The sequence below is a fragment of the Streptomyces sp. NPDC001443 genome (assembly GCF_053597355.1).
Genome location: NZ_JBSFIA010000038.1, coordinates 1 through 16,113, shown reverse-complemented (window position 1 = coordinate 16,113; position 16,113 = coordinate 1). Strand labels below are relative to the sequence as shown.

General features: G+C 73.1%; 14 protein-coding genes and 1 pseudogene. 10 read left to right on the top strand and 5 right to left on the bottom strand.

The window, feature by feature from the left end; genetic code table 11:
* The first annotated feature begins 15 nt into the window (after positions 1-15).
* Entirely contained in the window at positions 16-249 is a 234-nt protein-coding gene (locus ACWC24_RS31695; protein WP_450666334.1) for a hypothetical protein, read from the top strand.
* Between the two features lie 57 nt (positions 250-306).
* Here the strand turns inward: ACWC24_RS31695 and ACWC24_RS31690 are convergent, their stop codons facing one another.
* Positions 307-909 (bottom strand): hypothetical protein, encoded by a 603-nt coding sequence (locus ACWC24_RS31690; RefSeq protein WP_450666333.1) that lies wholly within the window; start codon positions 907-909, stop codon positions 307-309.
* A gap of 141 nt (positions 910-1,050) precedes the next feature.
* Between ACWC24_RS31690 and ACWC24_RS31685 the strand changes: the two are divergent.
* The 3 genes and pseudogenes from ACWC24_RS31685 to ACWC24_RS31675 all read left to right on the top strand — a co-directional run.
* Positions 1,051-1,233: pseudogene (locus ACWC24_RS31685) on the top strand (RNA-guided endonuclease TnpB family protein); the annotation flags it as partial.
* Between the two features lie 187 nt (positions 1,234-1,420).
* The gene (gene npdG, locus ACWC24_RS31680) at positions 1,421-2,125 is read left to right on the top strand and encodes an NADPH-dependent F420 reductase (protein ID WP_450666332.1); all 705 of its coding nucleotides are present in this window, start codon (positions 1,421-1,423) and stop codon (positions 2,123-2,125) included.
* A gap of 121 nt (positions 2,126-2,246) precedes the next feature.
* On the top strand, positions 2,247-2,429 hold the full coding sequence (locus tag ACWC24_RS31675) for a hypothetical protein (protein ID WP_450666331.1): 183 nt from the start codon (positions 2,247-2,249) through the stop codon (positions 2,427-2,429).
* On the opposite strand, the gene ACWC24_RS31670 is transcribed toward ACWC24_RS31675, so the two are convergent.
* Positions 2,419-3,219 carry a site-2 protease family protein gene (locus ACWC24_RS31670; RefSeq protein ID WP_450666330.1) on the bottom strand — a complete coding sequence of 267 codons (801 nt, stop codon included), beginning with the start codon at positions 3,217-3,219 and terminating at the stop codon, positions 2,419-2,421. The genes ACWC24_RS31675 and ACWC24_RS31670 overlap by 11 nt on opposite strands.
* A gap of 124 nt (positions 3,220-3,343) precedes the next feature.
* On the opposite strand from ACWC24_RS31670, the gene ACWC24_RS31665 reads away from it, so the two are divergent.
* Both ACWC24_RS31665 and ACWC24_RS31660 read left to right on the top strand, forming a co-directional pair.
* On the top strand, positions 3,344-4,162 hold the full coding sequence (locus ACWC24_RS31665) for a DUF6578 domain-containing protein (RefSeq protein ID WP_450666329.1): 819 nt from the start codon (positions 3,344-3,346) through the stop codon (positions 4,160-4,162).
* 131 nt (positions 4,163-4,293) lie between these two features.
* Positions 4,294-7,737, top strand: a complete 3,444-nt coding sequence (locus ACWC24_RS31660) for an AfsR/SARP family transcriptional regulator (RefSeq protein ID WP_450666328.1) — start codon at positions 4,294-4,296, stop codon at positions 7,735-7,737.
* Positions 7,738-7,841: 104 nt separating this feature from the next.
* Here the strand turns inward: ACWC24_RS31660 and ACWC24_RS31655 are convergent, their stop codons facing one another.
* The 3 genes from ACWC24_RS31655 to panB all read right to left on the bottom strand — a co-directional run bounded on the left by ACWC24_RS31655 (position 7,842) and on the right by panB (position 10,826).
* Entirely contained in the window at positions 7,842-8,663 is an 822-nt protein-coding gene (locus ACWC24_RS31655; RefSeq protein ID WP_450666327.1) for an ABC transporter permease, read from the bottom strand.
* The gene (locus ACWC24_RS31650) at positions 8,660-9,685 is read right to left on the bottom strand and encodes an ATP-binding cassette domain-containing protein (RefSeq protein ID WP_450666326.1); all 1,026 of its coding nucleotides are present in this window, start codon (positions 9,683-9,685) and stop codon (positions 8,660-8,662) included. Before ACWC24_RS31650 ends, ACWC24_RS31655 begins: the two co-directional genes overlap by 4 nt.
* Positions 9,686-9,962: 277 nt before the next feature.
* Entirely contained in the window at positions 9,963-10,826 is an 864-nt protein-coding gene (panB, locus tag ACWC24_RS31645; RefSeq protein ID WP_450666325.1) for a 3-methyl-2-oxobutanoate hydroxymethyltransferase, read from the bottom strand.
* A 181-nt stretch (positions 10,827-11,007) separates the two neighbouring features.
* Here panB and ACWC24_RS31640 point away from each other — a divergent pair, with 181 nt between their 5' ends.
* The 4 genes from ACWC24_RS31640 (at position 11,008) to ACWC24_RS31625 (ending at position 16,002) form a co-directional block, all read left to right on the top strand.
* Entirely contained in the window at positions 11,008-12,597 is a 1,590-nt protein-coding gene (locus ACWC24_RS31640; RefSeq protein ID WP_450666324.1) for an MFS transporter, read from the top strand.
* A gap of 83 nt (positions 12,598-12,680) precedes the next feature.
* A complete protein-coding gene (locus tag ACWC24_RS31635) occupies positions 12,681-13,307 on the top strand; it encodes a TetR/AcrR family transcriptional regulator (RefSeq protein WP_450666323.1) in 627 nt (208 codons plus the stop codon).
* 235 nt (positions 13,308-13,542) lie between these two features.
* Positions 13,543-14,595, top strand: coding sequence for an endonuclease/exonuclease/phosphatase family protein (locus tag ACWC24_RS31630; RefSeq protein WP_450666322.1), 1,053 nt, complete (start codon positions 13,543-13,545; stop codon positions 14,593-14,595).
* A gap of 186 nt (positions 14,596-14,781) precedes the next feature.
* Positions 14,782-16,002: an MFS transporter gene (locus ACWC24_RS31625; protein WP_450666321.1), complete on the top strand. Its 1,221-nt coding sequence runs from the start codon at positions 14,782-14,784 to the stop codon at positions 16,000-16,002.
* The last annotated feature ends 111 nt before the right edge of the window (positions 16,003-16,113 follow it).

The window sequence follows — 16,113 nt, the reverse complement described above, 5'->3', positions numbered from 1 at the left end:
CGAGAGGAGCTGGTCATGGCCCTGTTCAAGAAGCGCACCGTCGGCAAGCCGGGCGAGTGGTACTACTGCCTGGAGCACAAGAAGGTGGAGGAGGGGCCGGACTGTCCGGGCAAGAACCGCTTCGGCCCGTACACCAGCCGCGAAGAGGCCCAGCACGCGATGGACACCGCCCGCGAGCGCAACCTCCAGTGGGAGACCGACCCCCGCTGGCACGACGCCCCGGCGGGCGGCACCCCGGACGAGGACTGACCACGCCCTCGGGGCGTCCTCGGCCGTCGAGCCCCCCGCCCCCGGTCCCCCTGGTCCTCACCAGGGGGACGGCGGCGGTGCCGTCAGCCGGTCGGCCAGGCCGGACAGCCGGTCCCGCAGCCGCCGCCGGCCCCGGGGGGCGGGCAGCGCGTTCTCCCCGGCCCCGGCGCTGACCAGATGCTGCACGGTGTCCAGGTCCAGATTGGTGCCGTCCGGCACGGCGAGCGACTCGTGGGCCATGGACACCAGGTCGCGGTCCTCGCGGCCGAGCGTCAGGACCGTCGCCCCGGCCCGGCGGGCGTCGTGCACCCGCTCCAGGAGCGGGCCGCCCGGACCCTCGGGCGCCACCACCAGCAGGGTCTCGCCCCGCCGTGCCGCCTCGATCCGGCCGAGACCGGTCGCCAGGTGCGCCGGGTCCGTGGCGCGCGCGTCATGCCGTACGAGCGTGGGGGCCAGCTCCGGCGTCCCCGACCACGCGGCCTCGTCCACCAGATGCGCGGCCAGGTGCCAGGGCTCGTACCCCGGCGTCCCCACCAGCAGCAGACCGCCCCCGTGCGACACCACGGATCCGCGCAGCACCCCCGCGAACCGCCGGGTGGCGTCCAGCCACTCGGTCCCGGCGAGCACTTCACGCAGCAGCGCGACCCGTACGGCGTCCATACAGCCGCATACTGCCTCAACCCATCACTCGTGGCCCACGGTTCACCCCGAATTCGCCCGACCCGGGGAAAGAGCCCAAGCCTGCCGGCCGGCCTCCATCCGTCTCTCGTGGGCATCGGTGAACACCCCGCGCCGAAACCCGGTGAGGTCTCCGCGGTGGTGCTCCAGCAGTCCCTGCGCGACGCCGGGACCGCGTACCGCAACTTCTTCGCCTCCCCCAAAGGCACCCGCGAGGGCCCCAGAACCGGAGCGCCCCGCTTCAAGTCCCGCAAGGACAACCGCCGGTCGATCCGGTTCACCGCCGACGCCCGCCGGGACATCAGCGGCGCGCACACGGTGAGCGGGCCGCCCGCCGCCTGCTCCGACCTGGTGCGCGTCGACGCGGACACGGTCGGACTGCTCTACGGGACGGGCGACTTCGGCGCCTGCGGGACGATCGCGTTCCACCGCGTGCCCGTGATGGAGCCCACCTGACCCGATGGGCGGCCCGGCCCGCACGTAAGGTCGGCGCATGACCTCTAGCGACAGTGCACAGAAGGCCCCCGCCAAGGACCCCTGGGAGCTCCCCGACGTCTCCGGGCTCGTCGTCGGTGTGCTCGGCGGGACCGGGCCGCAGGGCAAGGGCCTGGCCTACCGGCTCGCCAGGGCCGGCCAGAAGGTGATCATCGGTTCGCGGGCCGCCGAACGCGCGCGGGCCGCCGCCGGCGAACTCGGTCTGGGGATCGAGGGCGCCGACAACGCCGAGACCGCGCGGCGCAGCGACATCGTGATCGTCGCCGTGCCGTGGGACGGCCACGGCAAGACGCTCGAGTCGCTGCGCGAGGAGCTCGCGGGCAAGCTCGTGGTCGACTGCGTCAACCCGCTCGGCTTCGACAAGCAGGGCGCCTACGCGCTGAAGCCCGAGGAGGGCAGCGCCGCCCAGCAGGCCGCCGCCCTGCTGCCGGACTCGCGGGTGACGGCCGCCTTCCACCATCTGTCCGCGGTGCTGCTCCAGGACCCGGGGATCGACGAGATCGACACGGACGTCATGGTCCTCGGCGAGGAGCGCGCCGACGTGGAGACCGTCCAGGCGCTGGCCGGCCGCATCCCCGGGATGCGCGGTGTCTTCGCGGGCCGGCTGCGCAACGCCCACCAGGTGGAGTCGCTGGTCGCCAACCTGATCTCCGTCAACCGGCGCTACAAGGCGCACGCGGGGCTGCGGGTCACCGACGTGTGAGCCGCGCCGCCGGCCGCCCGGCGGCGCGGGTGGCACCTCGACGGGTGAGCCCGTGCCGGGCGGCCGGCGCGATGGGGGACACTGGACGGCGCCAGCAGTGTCCCCCGACAGGAGCCGTCCCATGCCCCGCCTCGCCCTCTACAGCCTCGTCGTCTGCCTCCTCGCCGTCGTCGCGGCGGTCGTCTCGTTCGCGCAGGGCAGCTGGCTGGGCGTCGTCTGGGTGCTGCTGGCGGGGCTGTCGTCCAACATGACCTGGTACTACTTCAAGCGCTCCCGGGCGCAGGGCCCCTCCGTCACGGGCTGACCGCGCAGAATCCGTTCGTGCCCTCCCAGAAGCGGTAGAGCGCCTGGCCGCAGTACGTGTCGTTGCCGCTGATCCCGAGGCCGCGCAGGATCGTGTCGATCACGTCGAAGAAGGCGTGGTTGACGGACGGGAGCCACAGCAGCGCGAACACGAACAGCAGCCCGAACGGAGCGAACGGCTCCACCTGGCGCTTGACGCTGTACGACAGCCAGGGCTCGATGACGCCGTAGCCGTCCAGGCCGGGCACCGGCAGGAAGTTCAGCAGCGCGGCCGTGACCTGGAGCAGGGCGAGGAAGGCCAGCGCGTACCGGAAGCCGCTCGGCACGCCGTCCAGCGCGCCCAGCCAGAACGGGGCCGTGCACACGGCCGCGAACAGCACGTTCGTCAGCGGTCCCGCGGCGGAGATCAGGCTGTGCCGCCAGCGTCCCCGGATGCGTCCGCGCTCGATGAAGACGGCACCGCCGGGGAGCCCGATCCCGCCCATGATCACGAACAGCACCGGCAGCACGATGCTGAGCAGCGCGTGGGTGTACTTGAGCGGGTTGAGGGTCAGATACCCCTTCGACCCCACCGTGATGTCGCCGCTGTGCAGAGCGGTGCGCGCGTGCGCGTACTCGTGCAGACACAGCGACACGATCCACGCGGCCGTCACGAACAGGAACACGGCCACCCCCGGCCGCTCGGCGAAGCCGGTCCAGGTCGCCCAGCCCGTGACCGCGGTGACGGCCAGGATGCCGACGAAGACGGGACTGATCCGCCGGTCGCTGTGGCGGGTGGTGGTGGCGGTCATCAGTCGGGCTCCTGTGCTGCGTCCGGATGGTGCGCGAGTGCTGGGAAGCCCGACCGTACCGGGCGCGGGGCGAACACGGGGAAAACGTCTCGCGTCCGGTCGCCGTTCCCGGGAAGGTGGGGCCATGGGACTCTGGCACGTGTTCTACCCGGGCTGGCAGATGGAATGCTGCGGCACCCCGTTCGCGGTCGGCGACGAGGTGAGCTGGCAGCTGCTCCTGGAGCGCGCCGACGACCTGGCCGACGGCGGCGGGCCCGGCCTGCTCACCGAGGTCACCGGACCGGTGGAGGAACTCCGGGACACCGATGCCGAGGAGACCGGCCGCGACGACGGCGACCCGGACGACCGTGCCGACGACGACGACGCCGATGACGGTGACGGTGACGGTGGCGACACCGACGAAGACGACGACGGTTACGAGGGCTCGGTGCAGCTTCTGCGGGAGGACACGGGCCTGCTCGTGGCGCTGGCGCAGACGCTCCGACGACCACCGGCGGAGATGCGGACCGGGGACCGGGTCCGTGCGGCGGGGCTGCTGGGCGTGGAGCGGCACGGCGCCCGGTGGCCCGAGGTCACCGGCCGGGTACGGGCCGTCCAGGTGGTGAGCCGGGACTACGCCGAGACCGCGCCCGGCGCCCGTCCGTGGGAGCCGGTGCCCGGACGGCGGCGGCTGCGGCCGGTGGAACGCTGCCCGAAGTGGTTCGACGACGGTGAGGTACGCACGGGGGAGGACGGCCGGGGACACCGCAGGTACGAGGAGGGGGCCCTGGCGACGCTGGAGGTGCCCGGCACCGACTCACGGCTGTCCCGCGCGGTGCGCGAGGCGCGGGGCATCCTGCACACCGGGGCCGCGCCGGGCGCAGAGACCGCGGGACTGACGCCGGAGGCGCTGCGTACGCTGCTGGAGGGGCTGAGTACGGTTTCCGGGAGCGGGCCGTCGTGAGACGACGCAGGGACGGCCGGCCAGGGATGAGCGGGGAGACGGCCACCGGGGCACGGGCGCCCTTCCCGCGACCCCTCGGGGCACGCCCCGCCGACCGAACCCCGTGACCTGCCCCGACGCCACCGGAGACAATGGACCCCGTGCGCTATCGCATCCTCGGCACCACCCAGGCACTCCGCCCCGACGGCACGTCCGTCGCTGTGGGCGGGGCGCGGCTGCGCGCCCTGGTCACCGTGCTGGCCCTGCGGCCCGGCCGTACCGTCCCCGCGAGCCTGCTGGTCGACGAGGTGTGGGACGGCGACCCGCCCGCCGACGCGCCGGGCGCGCTCCAGGCGCTGGTCGGCCGGCTGCGCCGGGCGCTCGGCGCGGACGCCGTGGCCTCCGTCGAGGGCGGCTACCGGCTCACCGCCGCGGCCGACGACGTCGACCTGCACCGGTTCGAGCGGCTGACCGCCGACGGCCTGCGCGCCCTGGCGGACGGCGACCCCGCGAAGGCGGCCGGCGTCCTCGACGACGCCCTCGCCCTGTGGCACGGACCCGCCCTCGCCGACCTGCCCGACCGCACCGCGCGGGCCGCCCGCTGCGAGACCCGGCGCCTGGACGCGCTGCGCGCCCGTCACACCGCCGGGCTCGCCCTCGGCCAGGCCGAGCAGTCCCTGCCCGAACTGACCGCCCTGTGCGAGGCCCACCCCCTCGACGAACCCCTCCAGACACTGCGGCTGCGCGCCCTGCGGGACGCGGGCCGCACCGCCGAGGCGCTGGCCGCCTACGAGGACGTACGACAGCTGCTCGCGGACCGTCTCGGCTCCGATCCGGGACCGGAACTGCGGGCGCTGCACACGGAGTTGCTGAACCCGCCCGAGGCGACGGCCGGCCCCGCGCGGCAGGCGCCCGGCGGGCGCCCGCCCGCCCTGGCCGACGAGCCCCGCGACAGCCGGCGGCCGGGCAACCTCCGGGCCCGCCTCACCTCCTTCGTCGGCCGGGAGGCCGACATCGATGCCATCCGGGGCGATCTCGCCGGGGCCCGGCTCGTCACGCTGCTCGGACCGGGCGGCGCCGGGAAGACCCGGCTGTCCCAGGAGTCCGCCGAGGGCGTGCGGGACGTGGCCCGGGACGGGGTGTGGCTGGCCGAACTCGCCCCCGTCGACGATCCGTCCGACGTACCGGAGGCCGTGCTCACCGCCATCGGCGCCCGCGAGACCGTGCTGCACGGCGCCGGCGCCGAGGGCATACGGGCGGCGGCCGCCGACCGGTACGACGACCCCGTGGAACGGCTGGTCGAGCACTGCGCCCGACAGCGCATGCTGATCGTCCTCGACAACTGCGAGCACGTCGTCGAGGCGGCCGCCCGACTCGTCGAGGAACTGCTGGAACGCTGCCCGGAGTTGACGGTGCTCGCCACCAGCCGCGAGCCCCTCGGGGTGCCCGGTGAACTGCTGCGCCCGGTGGAGCCGCTGCCCGAGCCGGTCGCCCTGCGGCTGCTCGCCGAGCGCGGCGCGGCCGCCCGGCCCGGCTTCCGGATCGCGGACGACGCCGAGGCCTGCGCCGAGATCTGCCGACGGCTCGACGGACTGCCCCTGGCCATCGAACTCGCGGCCGCCCGGCTGCGGATGCTGACGCCCCGCCAGATCGCGGACCGGCTCGACGACCGCTTCCGGCTGCTCACCTCCGGCAGCCGCACCGTCCGTCCCCGCCAGCAGACCCTGCGCGCGGTCGTCGACTGGTCCTGGGACCTGCTCGACGAGGACGAACGGGACGTCCTGCGGCGCCTTTCGGTCTTCGCGGGCGGCTGCGACCTCGCCGCCGCCGAGGCCGTGTGCGGTCCGGCCGCGCTGGAGGCGCTCGGCTCGCTCGTCGACAAGTCCCTGGTGGTGGCCGCGCCTTCGGCCGCCCCGTCGGACCGGTGCACGGGCGGGGAGACGGCGCGGGGCGTCGAGCCGTGCACGGCGCACGGCGACGAGCCGCAGCCGGCACAGGGCGTCGGGCAGAGCTCGGCGCAGGGCCCGGTGCCGGGCCCTGACGCCGGGATGCGCTACCGCCTCCTGGAGACCGTCGCCGAGTACGCGGGCGAACGCCTCGACGAGGCGGGCCGGCGCACCGAGGCGGAGCGCGCGCACCTGACGTACTACCGCGAACTCGCCCGCACCACCGACCCGTTGCTGCGCGGCCCGGGCCAGCTCGCCGCCATCGAACGCTTCCAGACGGAGTACGAGAACCTGCGCACCGCGCTGCGCCACGCCGTGGCCGCCCGCGACGAGCAGGAGGCCCTGTGTCTGGTCCTGTCGCTCGTCTGGTACTGGCAGATGCGTGATCTGCGCATCGAGGCCCGCACCTGGTGCGCCGAGGTCATGACCCTCGGCCCCGACCCGTTCACCGAGCCCGTCCGGCCGGCCGCCCCGGTGTGGCAGCGCTGCACGGACGCGCCGCCGCCGATGACCGGCGAGGTCCTCGCCGAGGCCCGCCGGGGCCTGCACCTCTCCCATCTGGCCTGCATGGACACCGAGATGGAGGCGTGGCAGCAGCCGCAGGCCCAGGCCAAGCTGCGCGTGGTGGCCCAGACCTACGAGCCGGGGATGCCGCAGATCTGCCGCGCCCCCGGGATGCTCTGGTTCTTCGCCGTGATGCTCACCGGCGACATGCAGCGGATCCGGCTCATCATCGACGCCGCCGTGCGGACCTGCCGCGAGGCACCCGACTTCGAATGGGAGCTCGCGGGCAGTCTCCAGTTCCGCGCCAACCTGCTGGCCAACCGCACCGACTGGGCGGGCGACGCGGCCGACGACGCCGACGAGGCACTGGAGATCTTCCAGCGGCTCGGGGACGCCTGGGGCACCGCCGAGGCGCTCTCGGCCCGTGCCGAGGCGCACGAGCGCAAGGGCGCCTATCTGTCGGCCGCCGCCGACTACGAGGCCGCCATCGAGCACTCCGGCCGGCTCGGCGCCCGCGCCCAGGTGGCGATCCTCACCGCCCGGCTCGGTGCCGTGCTGCTGGAGGCGGGGCGGGACGAGGAGGGCGAGCGCCTGCTGCGCGAGGTGATCGGCCTGGGGGAGAACCCGGCCAACGAGGCGAGACCCTTCGCCCGGCTCTTCCTGTCCGGCTGGCTCAGCGTGAAGGACCGTACGGTCGAGGCGCGCGAGCACATCCTGTTGCTGCGCGAGGAGTTCGGGCTGGCCCACTTCGTGGTCTTCGACGCGTTCATCCTGGGCTCGGAGGCCTGGCTGGACGCGGTCGACGGCCGCTACGAGCAGTCCCTGGCCACCGTCCGGCAGGCACTGGAGAAGGCCGCCGACCGTCTCGCGCAGAACATCGCCCCTCATATGCGTTCCATCTACCTGTCCGTCGCGGCGGTCCCCCTCGCCCGGGTCGACGGCGGCGGCCGCGCCCGTGACGCGGCCCGCTGCCTGGGCACTGCCGCCGGGCTGCTGCCCCCCGGCCATGTCGCCGGAGTCCTGGAGCGCTCGGTGCTGGACCTGGCGGAGAGCTCCGTGCGGGCCGCGCTCGGCGACGAGGAGTACGAGGCCGCGTACGCGGCGGGCCGCACCCTCTCCTACGAGGAGGCCGCGGCCCTGGTCTGAGGGTCCGAACAGCTCCGGGACACACGGCGGGGCGGCGGCCGCTCCCGGAGGAGTGGCCGCCGCCCCGCCGTGGTGCGAACGCGCGTCCTGGTGCCGGACGGGCGTCAGCTCTTGGTGCGGAACTTGTGGATCGCGATCGGCGCCATCACCACGGTGAGCGCCAGCGACCAGCCGAGCGTCACCCACAGGCCGTGCGCGACCGGACCGCCCACCATCAGCCCGCGTGCCGCGTCCGCGAGGGAGGACAGCGGGTTGTACTCGGTGAAGTTCTGGAGCCAGCCCGGCATCGACTTGGTCGGTGCGAAGATCGACGAGCCGAACTGGAGCGGCATCAGCACCAGGAAGCCCATCGCCTGCACGGACTGCGCGCTCTTCATGATCACGCCGAGGGTGAGGAACACCCACATCAGGGCGGAGCCGAATATCGCGGACAGGCCCACGGAGGCGAACAGGCCGGGCCAGTTGGTGATGTGGAAGCCGACCAGGACGCCGACGACCATGAGGACAGCGGTCGCGATCAGCATCCGCATCACCTCGACCGCGATCTTGGCGAACAGCACCGAGCCGCGTCCGATCGGCAGGGACCGGAACCGGTCCATGACACCGGAGTTGAAGTCGGTGTTGAAGCCGGTGCCCACTCCCTGGGCCATGTTCATGCCCATCATGGCCATCAGGCCGGGCACGACGTACTGGACGTACGCCTCCTGGCCGCCGCCGAGCGACTGCCCGATGGAGCCGCCGAAGACGTAGACGAACAGCAGCGTGAAGATGACCGGGAACAGGATCGCGTCGAACATCGACTCCGGGTCCTGGCGGATCCACAGCAGGTTGCGGCGGATCAGCGCGCCGGTGTGGCGCAGATGGGCGCGCAGGGTGATCGGCGCGTCGGCCTCGAGGGCGGTCGGGGGCACGGTGGTGGCGCTCATACGGCGACCTCCTCGCGGTCTTCGGCGGGCGTGGCGTCCTGCGGGGCGCTGGCGCGGTGGCCGGTGAGGGACAGGAACACCTCGTCCAGGCTGGGCAGTTCGGTGCTGATGGAGGAGATCGTGATCCCGCGTGCGGTGACCGCGCCGACCACGGCGGTCAGCTGCTCGTCGCTCAGGATCGGCACGAGCAGATCGCCGCTCTCGGTGTCCACGGTCGTCGTGGCCAGCCCGGTGATGCCCAGCTCGTCGAGCATCCCGGCCAGCGGGCGCAGCTCCAGCGGATCGAGCGGCCGCACGCGCAGGGTGCGTCCGCCCACCCGGGCCTTAAGCTCGTCGATGGCGCCGCCCGCGATGACCTTGCCGCGGTCGACGACCGTCAGCTCGGTGGCGAGCTGCTCGGCCTCCTCCATGTACTGGGTGGTCAGCAGGACGGTGACACCGTCCCCGACCATGGTCTTGACCTCGGTCCACACCTCGTTGCGGGTGCGCGGGTCGAGTCCGGTGGTCGGCTCGTCCAGGTAGAGGACGGCCGGCCGGCCGATCATCGAGGCCGCCAGGTCCAGCCGGCGGCGCATACCGCCGGAGTACGTGCCCGCCGGCCGCCTGGCCGCCTCGGTGAGCGAGAACCGCTCGAGGAGCTCGTCGGCGCGGGCACGGGCGTCCTTGCGGGACAGGTCGAGCAGGCGGCCGATCAGGTAGAGGTTCTCCCAGCCGGGGAGCTTCTCGTCCACGGAGGCGTACTGCCCGGTCAGTCCGATCACCCGGCGCAGCTGCCGCGGCTGCCGTACGACGTCGTAGCCGGCGACGACGGCGTGTCCGGCGTCGGGGGCGGTGAGCGTGGACAGGATGCGCACGAGGGTGGTCTTCCCGGCGCCGTTCGGCCCGAGCACCCCCATCACGGTGCCCTCCCGCACGTCCAGGTCGACGCCGTCCAGCGCCTTGGTCTCCCCGAAGTGCTTCACCAGCCCCCGGACGGTGACGGCGGCGCCTCCGCCGTGGGGGTTCTTGTCGATTCGCGTCATGCCGACGACGGTGTCAGCCCCGACCGACAAACCACCGACACCCGGCCTACAGCCGCCGACATTCCACCGACAGTCGCCGACACTCGAACGACAGTCGCCGACAGTCGTTATCGGCGTCACCGATGCCGTCGGGCGGCGGACAGGGCGCGGACAGGGCGCAGCCCCGCCGACGGGGGAAGATCGGCGGGGCTGCGTGGTGCGGCGATGGCTCGATGGGCGTGGCGCCCGGCGGGCGTGGTGCGTGCCCGGCGGGCGTGGTGCCCGGTGGGCGGGCCGGTCAGTGGACGGAGTGCTCCTCCAGCGGGAACGTCCCGCCGACGACGTCCTCGGCGAACGCCTTCGCCGCGTTGCCCATGACCTCGCGCAGGTCGGCGTACTTCTTGACGAACTTCGGCACCCGGCCGCCGGTCAGCCCCATCATGTCGGTCCACACCAGCACCTGGGCGTCCGTCTCGGGGCCCGCGCCGATGCCGACCGTCGGGATGTGCAGGACCCGGGTCACCTCGGCCGCCAGCTCCGCCGGGACCAGCTCCAGCACGACCGCGAACGCGCCAGCGTCCTGGACGGACTTGGCGTCGCGCAGCAGCTGCTGGGCGGCCTCCTCGCCGCGGCCCTGGACCCGGTAGCCCATGGCGTTGACGGACTGCGGGGTGAGGCCGATGTGGGCCATCACCGGGATGCCGGACTCGACGAGGAGCCGGATCTGGTCGTGCGAGCGCTCGCCGCCCTCCAGCTTGACGGCGCCGACCCCGGCCTCCTTGACCAGCCGGGTCGCCGAGCGCAGCGCCTGGACCGGGCCCTCCTGGTAGGAGCCGAAGGGTAGGTCGCCGACGATGAGGGCGCGCCGGGTGCCGCGCACGACCGCGGCCGACAGCACGGTCATCTCGTCGAGGGTGACGGGTACGGTGGTCTCGTAGCCGAGGTGGCAGTTGCCCGCGGAGTCGCCGACGAGCATGACCGGGATCCCGGCCTCGTCGAAGACGGACGCCGTCATCGCGTCGTACGCGGTGAGCATGGGCCACTTCTCGCCGCGTTCCTTGGCGAGGGCGATGTCGCGGACGGTGACACGGCGGGTGCCCTTGCCCCCGTACAGCGCGTTGCTGCCGCCGGGGGGTGTCTGGGCAGCCGAGAGCTGCGTCATGGGAACGACTCCTTACGTCATCTCGAGGCACCCTGACGGTGTCCCCGGACCGCCTCCATGGTGGCACCTCGTGCCGGTGAGGGCCAGGGCACCCCTCGTGACGTTCCCCGCGCGTAAGGTCTCGGTAAAGGATTTCCGATACGAGACGGTCTCGTATCGGAAAGGCCCTAGGCTCGTCCCCATGACTACTCCTGCCGTCCCTGCCTCCCGGATACCGGAAGAGGTACACCGGCGCCGCTGGGCGATCCTCGGCGTGCTGATGCTCAGCCTGCTGATCGTCGTCCTCGACAACTCCATCCTGAACGTCGCCATCAAGACGATCTCGACCCCCGCCCCGACCGGTCTGGGCGCCACGCAGAGCGAGCTGGAGTGGGCGATCAACGCCTACACGCTCGTCTTCGCGGGTCTGCTCTTCACCGCGGGCCTGCTCGGCGACCGCCTCGGCCGCAAGCTGGTCCTGCTCGGCGGCCTCGCGGTCTTCGGCATCGGCTCGGCGCTCGCCGCCGAGTCCGGCTCGCCGACCGAGCTGATCGTCTTCCGCGCGGTGATGGGCCTGGGAGCCGCCTTCGTGATGCCCGCCACGCTCGCCGTCCTCATGAACGTCTTCGAGCGCGACGAGCAGCCGAAGGCCATCGGCATCTGGGCCGGCGGCGTCGGCCTCGCCATCGCCATCGGCCCGATCACCGGCGGCGTGCTGCTCGACCACTTCTGGTGGGGCTCGGTCTTCCTCATCAACGTGCCCATCGTGGTGCTCGCGATCGCCCTGATGCTGTGGCTGGTGCCGGACTCCCGCGACCCCCACCCCGGCCGCATCGACCCCGCCGGCGTGGTCCTGTCCGTCGTCGGTCTGGTCCTGCTCGTCTACGGCATCATCAAGGGCGGCCAGCTCGCCGACTTCACCGACGTCACCGTGCTCGCGACCATCGCCGCCGGTCTCGCCGTCCTCGCCGCCTTCGTGGTGGTCGAGAAGCGCAGCGACCACCCGTCCATCGACATCACGTACTTCCAGAACAAGGTCTTCTCGGCCGCCATCGCGGTCATCGCGCTGGTCTTCTTCGCCCTGATGGGCGTGACCTTCTTCTCCGTCTTCTACACCCAGAGCGTGCGCGGCTACTCGCCGCTCCAGACCGGCCTGCTGATGCTGCCGCTCGCCGCCGCTCAGATGATCTTCGCGCCGCGGGCCCGGCTGGTCGTCGACCGCTTCGGCGTCAAGGCCACGACCACCGGCGGCATGCTCCTGATCGCCGCGACGCTCGCCGCGTTCGCCTCGTTCGAGGCGGACACCCCGATCTGGCTGCTGGAGGTCGTCTTCTTCCTCATGGGCACCGGCATGGCGCACATCATGACGCCGACCAGCGTCGTGATCATGCAGGCCCTGCCCCGCGAGAAGGCCGGCTCCGCCTCCGCGCTCAGCAACACCTTCCGGCAGGTCGGCGGCGCGCTCGGCATCGCCGTCCTCGGCTCGGTCCTGTCGGCGTCCTACCGCAGCGGCGTCGAGGACAGCCTCGGCGCGCTGCCCGCCGGGCTGCGCGACACCGCCGGCGAGTCCATCGAGGCCACGCTGGGCATCGCCGCCAAGCTGGGCGCCCGGGGCCAGGCCCTGGTCAAGCCCGCCGACGACGCGTTCCTGCACGCCATGCACGTCACCGCGCTGTGCGGCTCCGTCATCGCCCTCGTCGGCGCCGTCGTGGTCGCGGTGTTCCTGCCGGGCCGGCCCACGGCCGGTCGGCAGGGCGAGCCGGAGCAGGAGCTGGTGGTGGCCGCGGAGTAGAAAGGCATCGGGACGGGGAGCAGACCCGGGGACCGGGGGAATCGCCGAGAATTCACCCGAGCGCAATGAAGGGACGGACGACAGTGAGCCTCGCCGACACCAACGCTTCGGGAGCACCCGTGAGGGGACGCCCCCGCAGCGAGGCCGTGGAGCGCGCCATCCTCGAGGGAGCGATGAAACTCCTGGAGGACGGCGTGCCCCTGGCGGAGCTCTCCATCGAGCGCATCGCCCGCACGGCCGGCGTCGGCAAGGCCACCATCTACCGTCGCTGGAGCGGCAAGGAGGAGCTGTTCGTCGACGTGCTGCGCGCCGCCGAGCCCCCGGACCCCGAACTCCCCGGCACCTCCATGCGCGACGACCTCGTCGTGCTGCTGGAGTCGCTGCGCCTGCGCGGCCTGGCCAGCCGCTCCTCGGCGATCCTGCACAACGTCCACGTCCAGATGAAGAGCAGCCCGAAGATCTGGGCGGTCTACGACAGCACGGTCCTCGCCCCCCGGCGCCGGCTCGCTGTCGAGATCCTGCGCCGCGGCCAGCGCGACGGCGAACTGCGCGCCGACGTCGACGTGGAGCTGGCCAACGACATCTTCGTGGGCCCGCTCCTGGTCCGGTCCGTCATGCGGCCGGACAGCGACCTCCCCGAGGACCTCGCGGAGCGCGTGGTCGACACCCTGCTCCAGGGACTGCGCCCGGCCGGCCCACCCGCTTCCTAGAGCGTGACCGGAGGCCCTGCCCGACGGCCGCCCGACCGCCGCCGACCGTCGCCCGAATGTGCGCGTTCCGTCACAGACCGCCTGTTCCGGCCGGCAAGCGGAACTCCCGGCGCCGCCCCGGACGTCCTCGTGCCCGTACGGCCGCCACGGGGCGGCGGGGATCGGAGCCGATCATCCCCTAGGGTCATAGGGACGTAGGGGACGACGGTGTGCTGGCGGGTAGTGAGGCGACGGTATGGCGCAGCAGGCGTATGCGACGGAGACGGACGAAGGCGTCTCGGACGACGAGCGTCCGGGCTCCCGGCTCCGCCGCCTGACGGGACGTCTGCTCGGCGGCTGGCGCGGTGATCCGCGCATCTGGCGCCGCGGCATCGTCCTCGCGGCGATCGCGCTGCTGCTCGCCCTGGTGATGCTGCTGCACTCGCGCATCCCGAACACCGTCGGCAACCTCGGCTCCCTCACGGAGACCTTCCTGCCCTGGTGCGGCCTTTTTGTGCCGGTGCTGCTGGTCCTGGCGCTGGTGCGCAGGTCGGCGACCGCGCTGATCGCGGTGCTGCTGCCGGCGATCGTGTGGCTGAACCTGTTCGGGGGGCTGCTCACGGACAAGGCGGCCACCGGCGGGGACCTCGTGGTGGCCACCCACAACGTCAACGCCGACAACGCCGACCCCTCGGGCACCGCCCGCGCCGTCGCCGCGTCCGGCGCGGACGTGCTGGCCCTGGAGGAGGTGAAGGCGTCCGAGGTCAAGACCTACGAGAGGGCGCTGGCCTCGACGTACGCGTACCACTCGGTGCAGGGCACGGTCGGGCTGTGGAGCAAGTACCCGCTCTCGTCCGTCGCGGCCGTCGACATCAAGCTGGGCTGGACCCGGGCGATGCGGGCGACCGTGGCGACGCCGTCCGGCGACGTCGCCGTGTACGTCGCCCATCTGCCGTCGGTGCGGGTGAAGATGAACGCCGGGTTCACCGCCCGCCAGCGCGACAAGAGCGCCGACGCGCTCGGCGAGGCCATCGCCGACGAGACCCTCGGCCGGAAGATCCTGCTCGGCGACCTGAACGGCACCATGAACGACCGCGCGCTGAACGCCGTCACCTCCCAGATGCGCTCCACCCAGGGCGCGGCGGGCAGCGGCTTCGGGTTCAGCTGGCCGGCGTCGTTCCCGATGGCGCGGATCGACCAGATCATGGTGCAGGGCGTCGATCCGGTGAGCTCGTGGACGCTGCCGGCCACCGGCAGTGACCATCTGCCGGTGGCCGCGCGGGTGGACCTCGCCGCGAGCGGCTCCTGACGGGCCCGGCGCGAACGGCTCCTGAAGGGCTGTCACGGGCGGCCGCGAAGGGCTGTCACGGGCGGCCCCGGGGGAGGCGCGCGAGCCTTCGTAACCTCGTCTTCACCTGGAGGAATACCGGATCCCCGAGACTTTGTTCCGTCGTTGAACATAAGATGGACGCAACTTCGCTCGGAAAGGCCCCTCATGCCCCTGGCCCTGCTCGCCCTCGCTGTCGGCGCCTTCGGCATCGGTACGACCGAGTTCCTGATGATGGGGCTGCTCCCCGACGTCGCGGACGACCTGCGCGTCTCCATACCCGGCGCCGGACATCTCGTCTCCGCCTACGCCCTCGGTGTCGTCATCGGCGCCCCCCTGCTGGCCGCGGTCACCGCGCGACGGTCCCGCCGCACGGTCCTCATCGCCCTGATGGTCCTGTTCGTGGCCGGCAACGCCCTCTCCGCCCTCGCCCCCGACTACGACTGGCTGCTGGCCGCCCGTTTCCTCAGCGGCCTTCCGCACGGCGCCTTCTTCGGCGTCGGCGCGGTCGTCGCGACGGGCCTGGTCGCCCCCGAACGCAAGGCCCGCTCGGTCTCGCTGATGTTCCTCGGGCTGACCGTCGCCAATGTCGCGGGCGTCCCCGTGGCCACCCTCATGGGCCAGCACCTGGGCTGGCGGGCCACGTTCCTCGGCGTCAGCGCGATCGGCCTCGCGGCGATCGTCGCGCTGGCGCTGCTGATCCCGCACGACCGCGCCCACGCCCCCGCGAGCGGGCTGCGCGGCGAACTGGCCGCGCTGCGCTCGCTGCCGGTGTGGCTGGCGCTCGGCACGACGGTCGCGGGCTTCGGCGCGCTGTTCGCCGCGTACAGCTACATCACCCCGATGCTCACCGACGCCGCCGGGTACGCCGACTCCAGCGTGACGCTGCTGCTGGCCCTGTTCGGCGTGGGCGCCACCGTGGGCAACCTGCTCGGCGGACGACTCGCGGACCACGCCATGCGCCGCACCCTCTTCGGCGGTCTGGCCTCGCTGGTCGCCGTCCTGGCGGTCTTCCCGCTGCTGATGCGCGCCGAGTGGAGCGCGGGGCTCGCGGTCGTCCTGCTCGGCGTCGCCGCGTTCGTCACCGGCTCGCCGCTCCAGCTCATGGTCATGGAGAAGGCGTCGGCGGCGCCGTCCCTGGCGTCCTCCGCCAACCAGGCCGCGTTCAACCTGGCCAACGCGGGCGGCGCGTGGATCGGCGGCCTGGCCCTGGCCGCGGGCCTCGGCGTGACCTCACCGGCCCTCGCGGGCGCGGGTCTCGCGCTGCTCGGTCTCGCGGTGGCGGCCGTCGCCCACCTGGTGGACGTCCGGCGCGCGAGCCTGACGGCGGGACGGGAGCGCGTGGTCGCCACCCACCTGCTCGACCGGCCGGGCGCCCTGCACCACTGAGAGGTCCCCCAAGAGCTCCGAACCACTGGAATCGGGGCCCCGCCGGCCCGGTACCCGGGGGGTGCGGTGCCTCATCCGTTACTCACGCGTGCTCGCCCAGTGGTGGCTTCC

Coding starts and splice junctions, on each gene's coding strand:
- ACWC24_RS31695 (WP_450666334.1), top strand. CDS start 16: ATGGCCCTGTTCAAGAAGCGCACCGTCGGCAAGCCGGGCGAGTGGTAC.
- ACWC24_RS31690 (WP_450666333.1), bottom strand. CDS start 909: ATGGACGCCGTACGGGTCGCGCTGCTGCGTGAAGTGCTCGCCGGGACC.
- npdG (WP_450666332.1), top strand. CDS start 1,421: ATGACCTCTAGCGACAGTGCACAGAAGGCCCCCGCCAAGGACCCCTGG.
- ACWC24_RS31675 (WP_450666331.1), top strand. CDS start 2,247: ATGCCCCGCCTCGCCCTCTACAGCCTCGTCGTCTGCCTCCTCGCCGTC.
- ACWC24_RS31670 (WP_450666330.1), bottom strand. CDS start 3,219: ATGACCGCCACCACCACCCGCCACAGCGACCGGCGGATCAGTCCCGTC.
- ACWC24_RS31665 (WP_450666329.1), top strand. CDS start 3,344: ATGGGACTCTGGCACGTGTTCTACCCGGGCTGGCAGATGGAATGCTGC.
- ACWC24_RS31660 (WP_450666328.1), top strand. CDS start 4,294: ATGGACCCCGTGCGCTATCGCATCCTCGGCACCACCCAGGCACTCCGC.
- ACWC24_RS31655 (WP_450666327.1), bottom strand. CDS start 8,663: ATGAGCGCCACCACCGTGCCCCCGACCGCCCTCGAGGCCGACGCGCCG.
- ACWC24_RS31650 (WP_450666326.1), bottom strand. CDS start 9,685: ATGACGCGAATCGACAAGAACCCCCACGGCGGAGGCGCCGCCGTCACC.
- panB (WP_450666325.1), bottom strand. CDS start 10,826: ATGACGCAGCTCTCGGCTGCCCAGACACCCCCCGGCGGCAGCAACGCG.
- ACWC24_RS31640 (WP_450666324.1), top strand. CDS start 11,008: ATGACTACTCCTGCCGTCCCTGCCTCCCGGATACCGGAAGAGGTACAC.
- ACWC24_RS31630 (WP_450666322.1), top strand. CDS start 13,543: ATGGCGCAGCAGGCGTATGCGACGGAGACGGACGAAGGCGTCTCGGAC.
- ACWC24_RS31625 (WP_450666321.1), top strand. CDS start 14,782: ATGCCCCTGGCCCTGCTCGCCCTCGCTGTCGGCGCCTTCGGCATCGGT.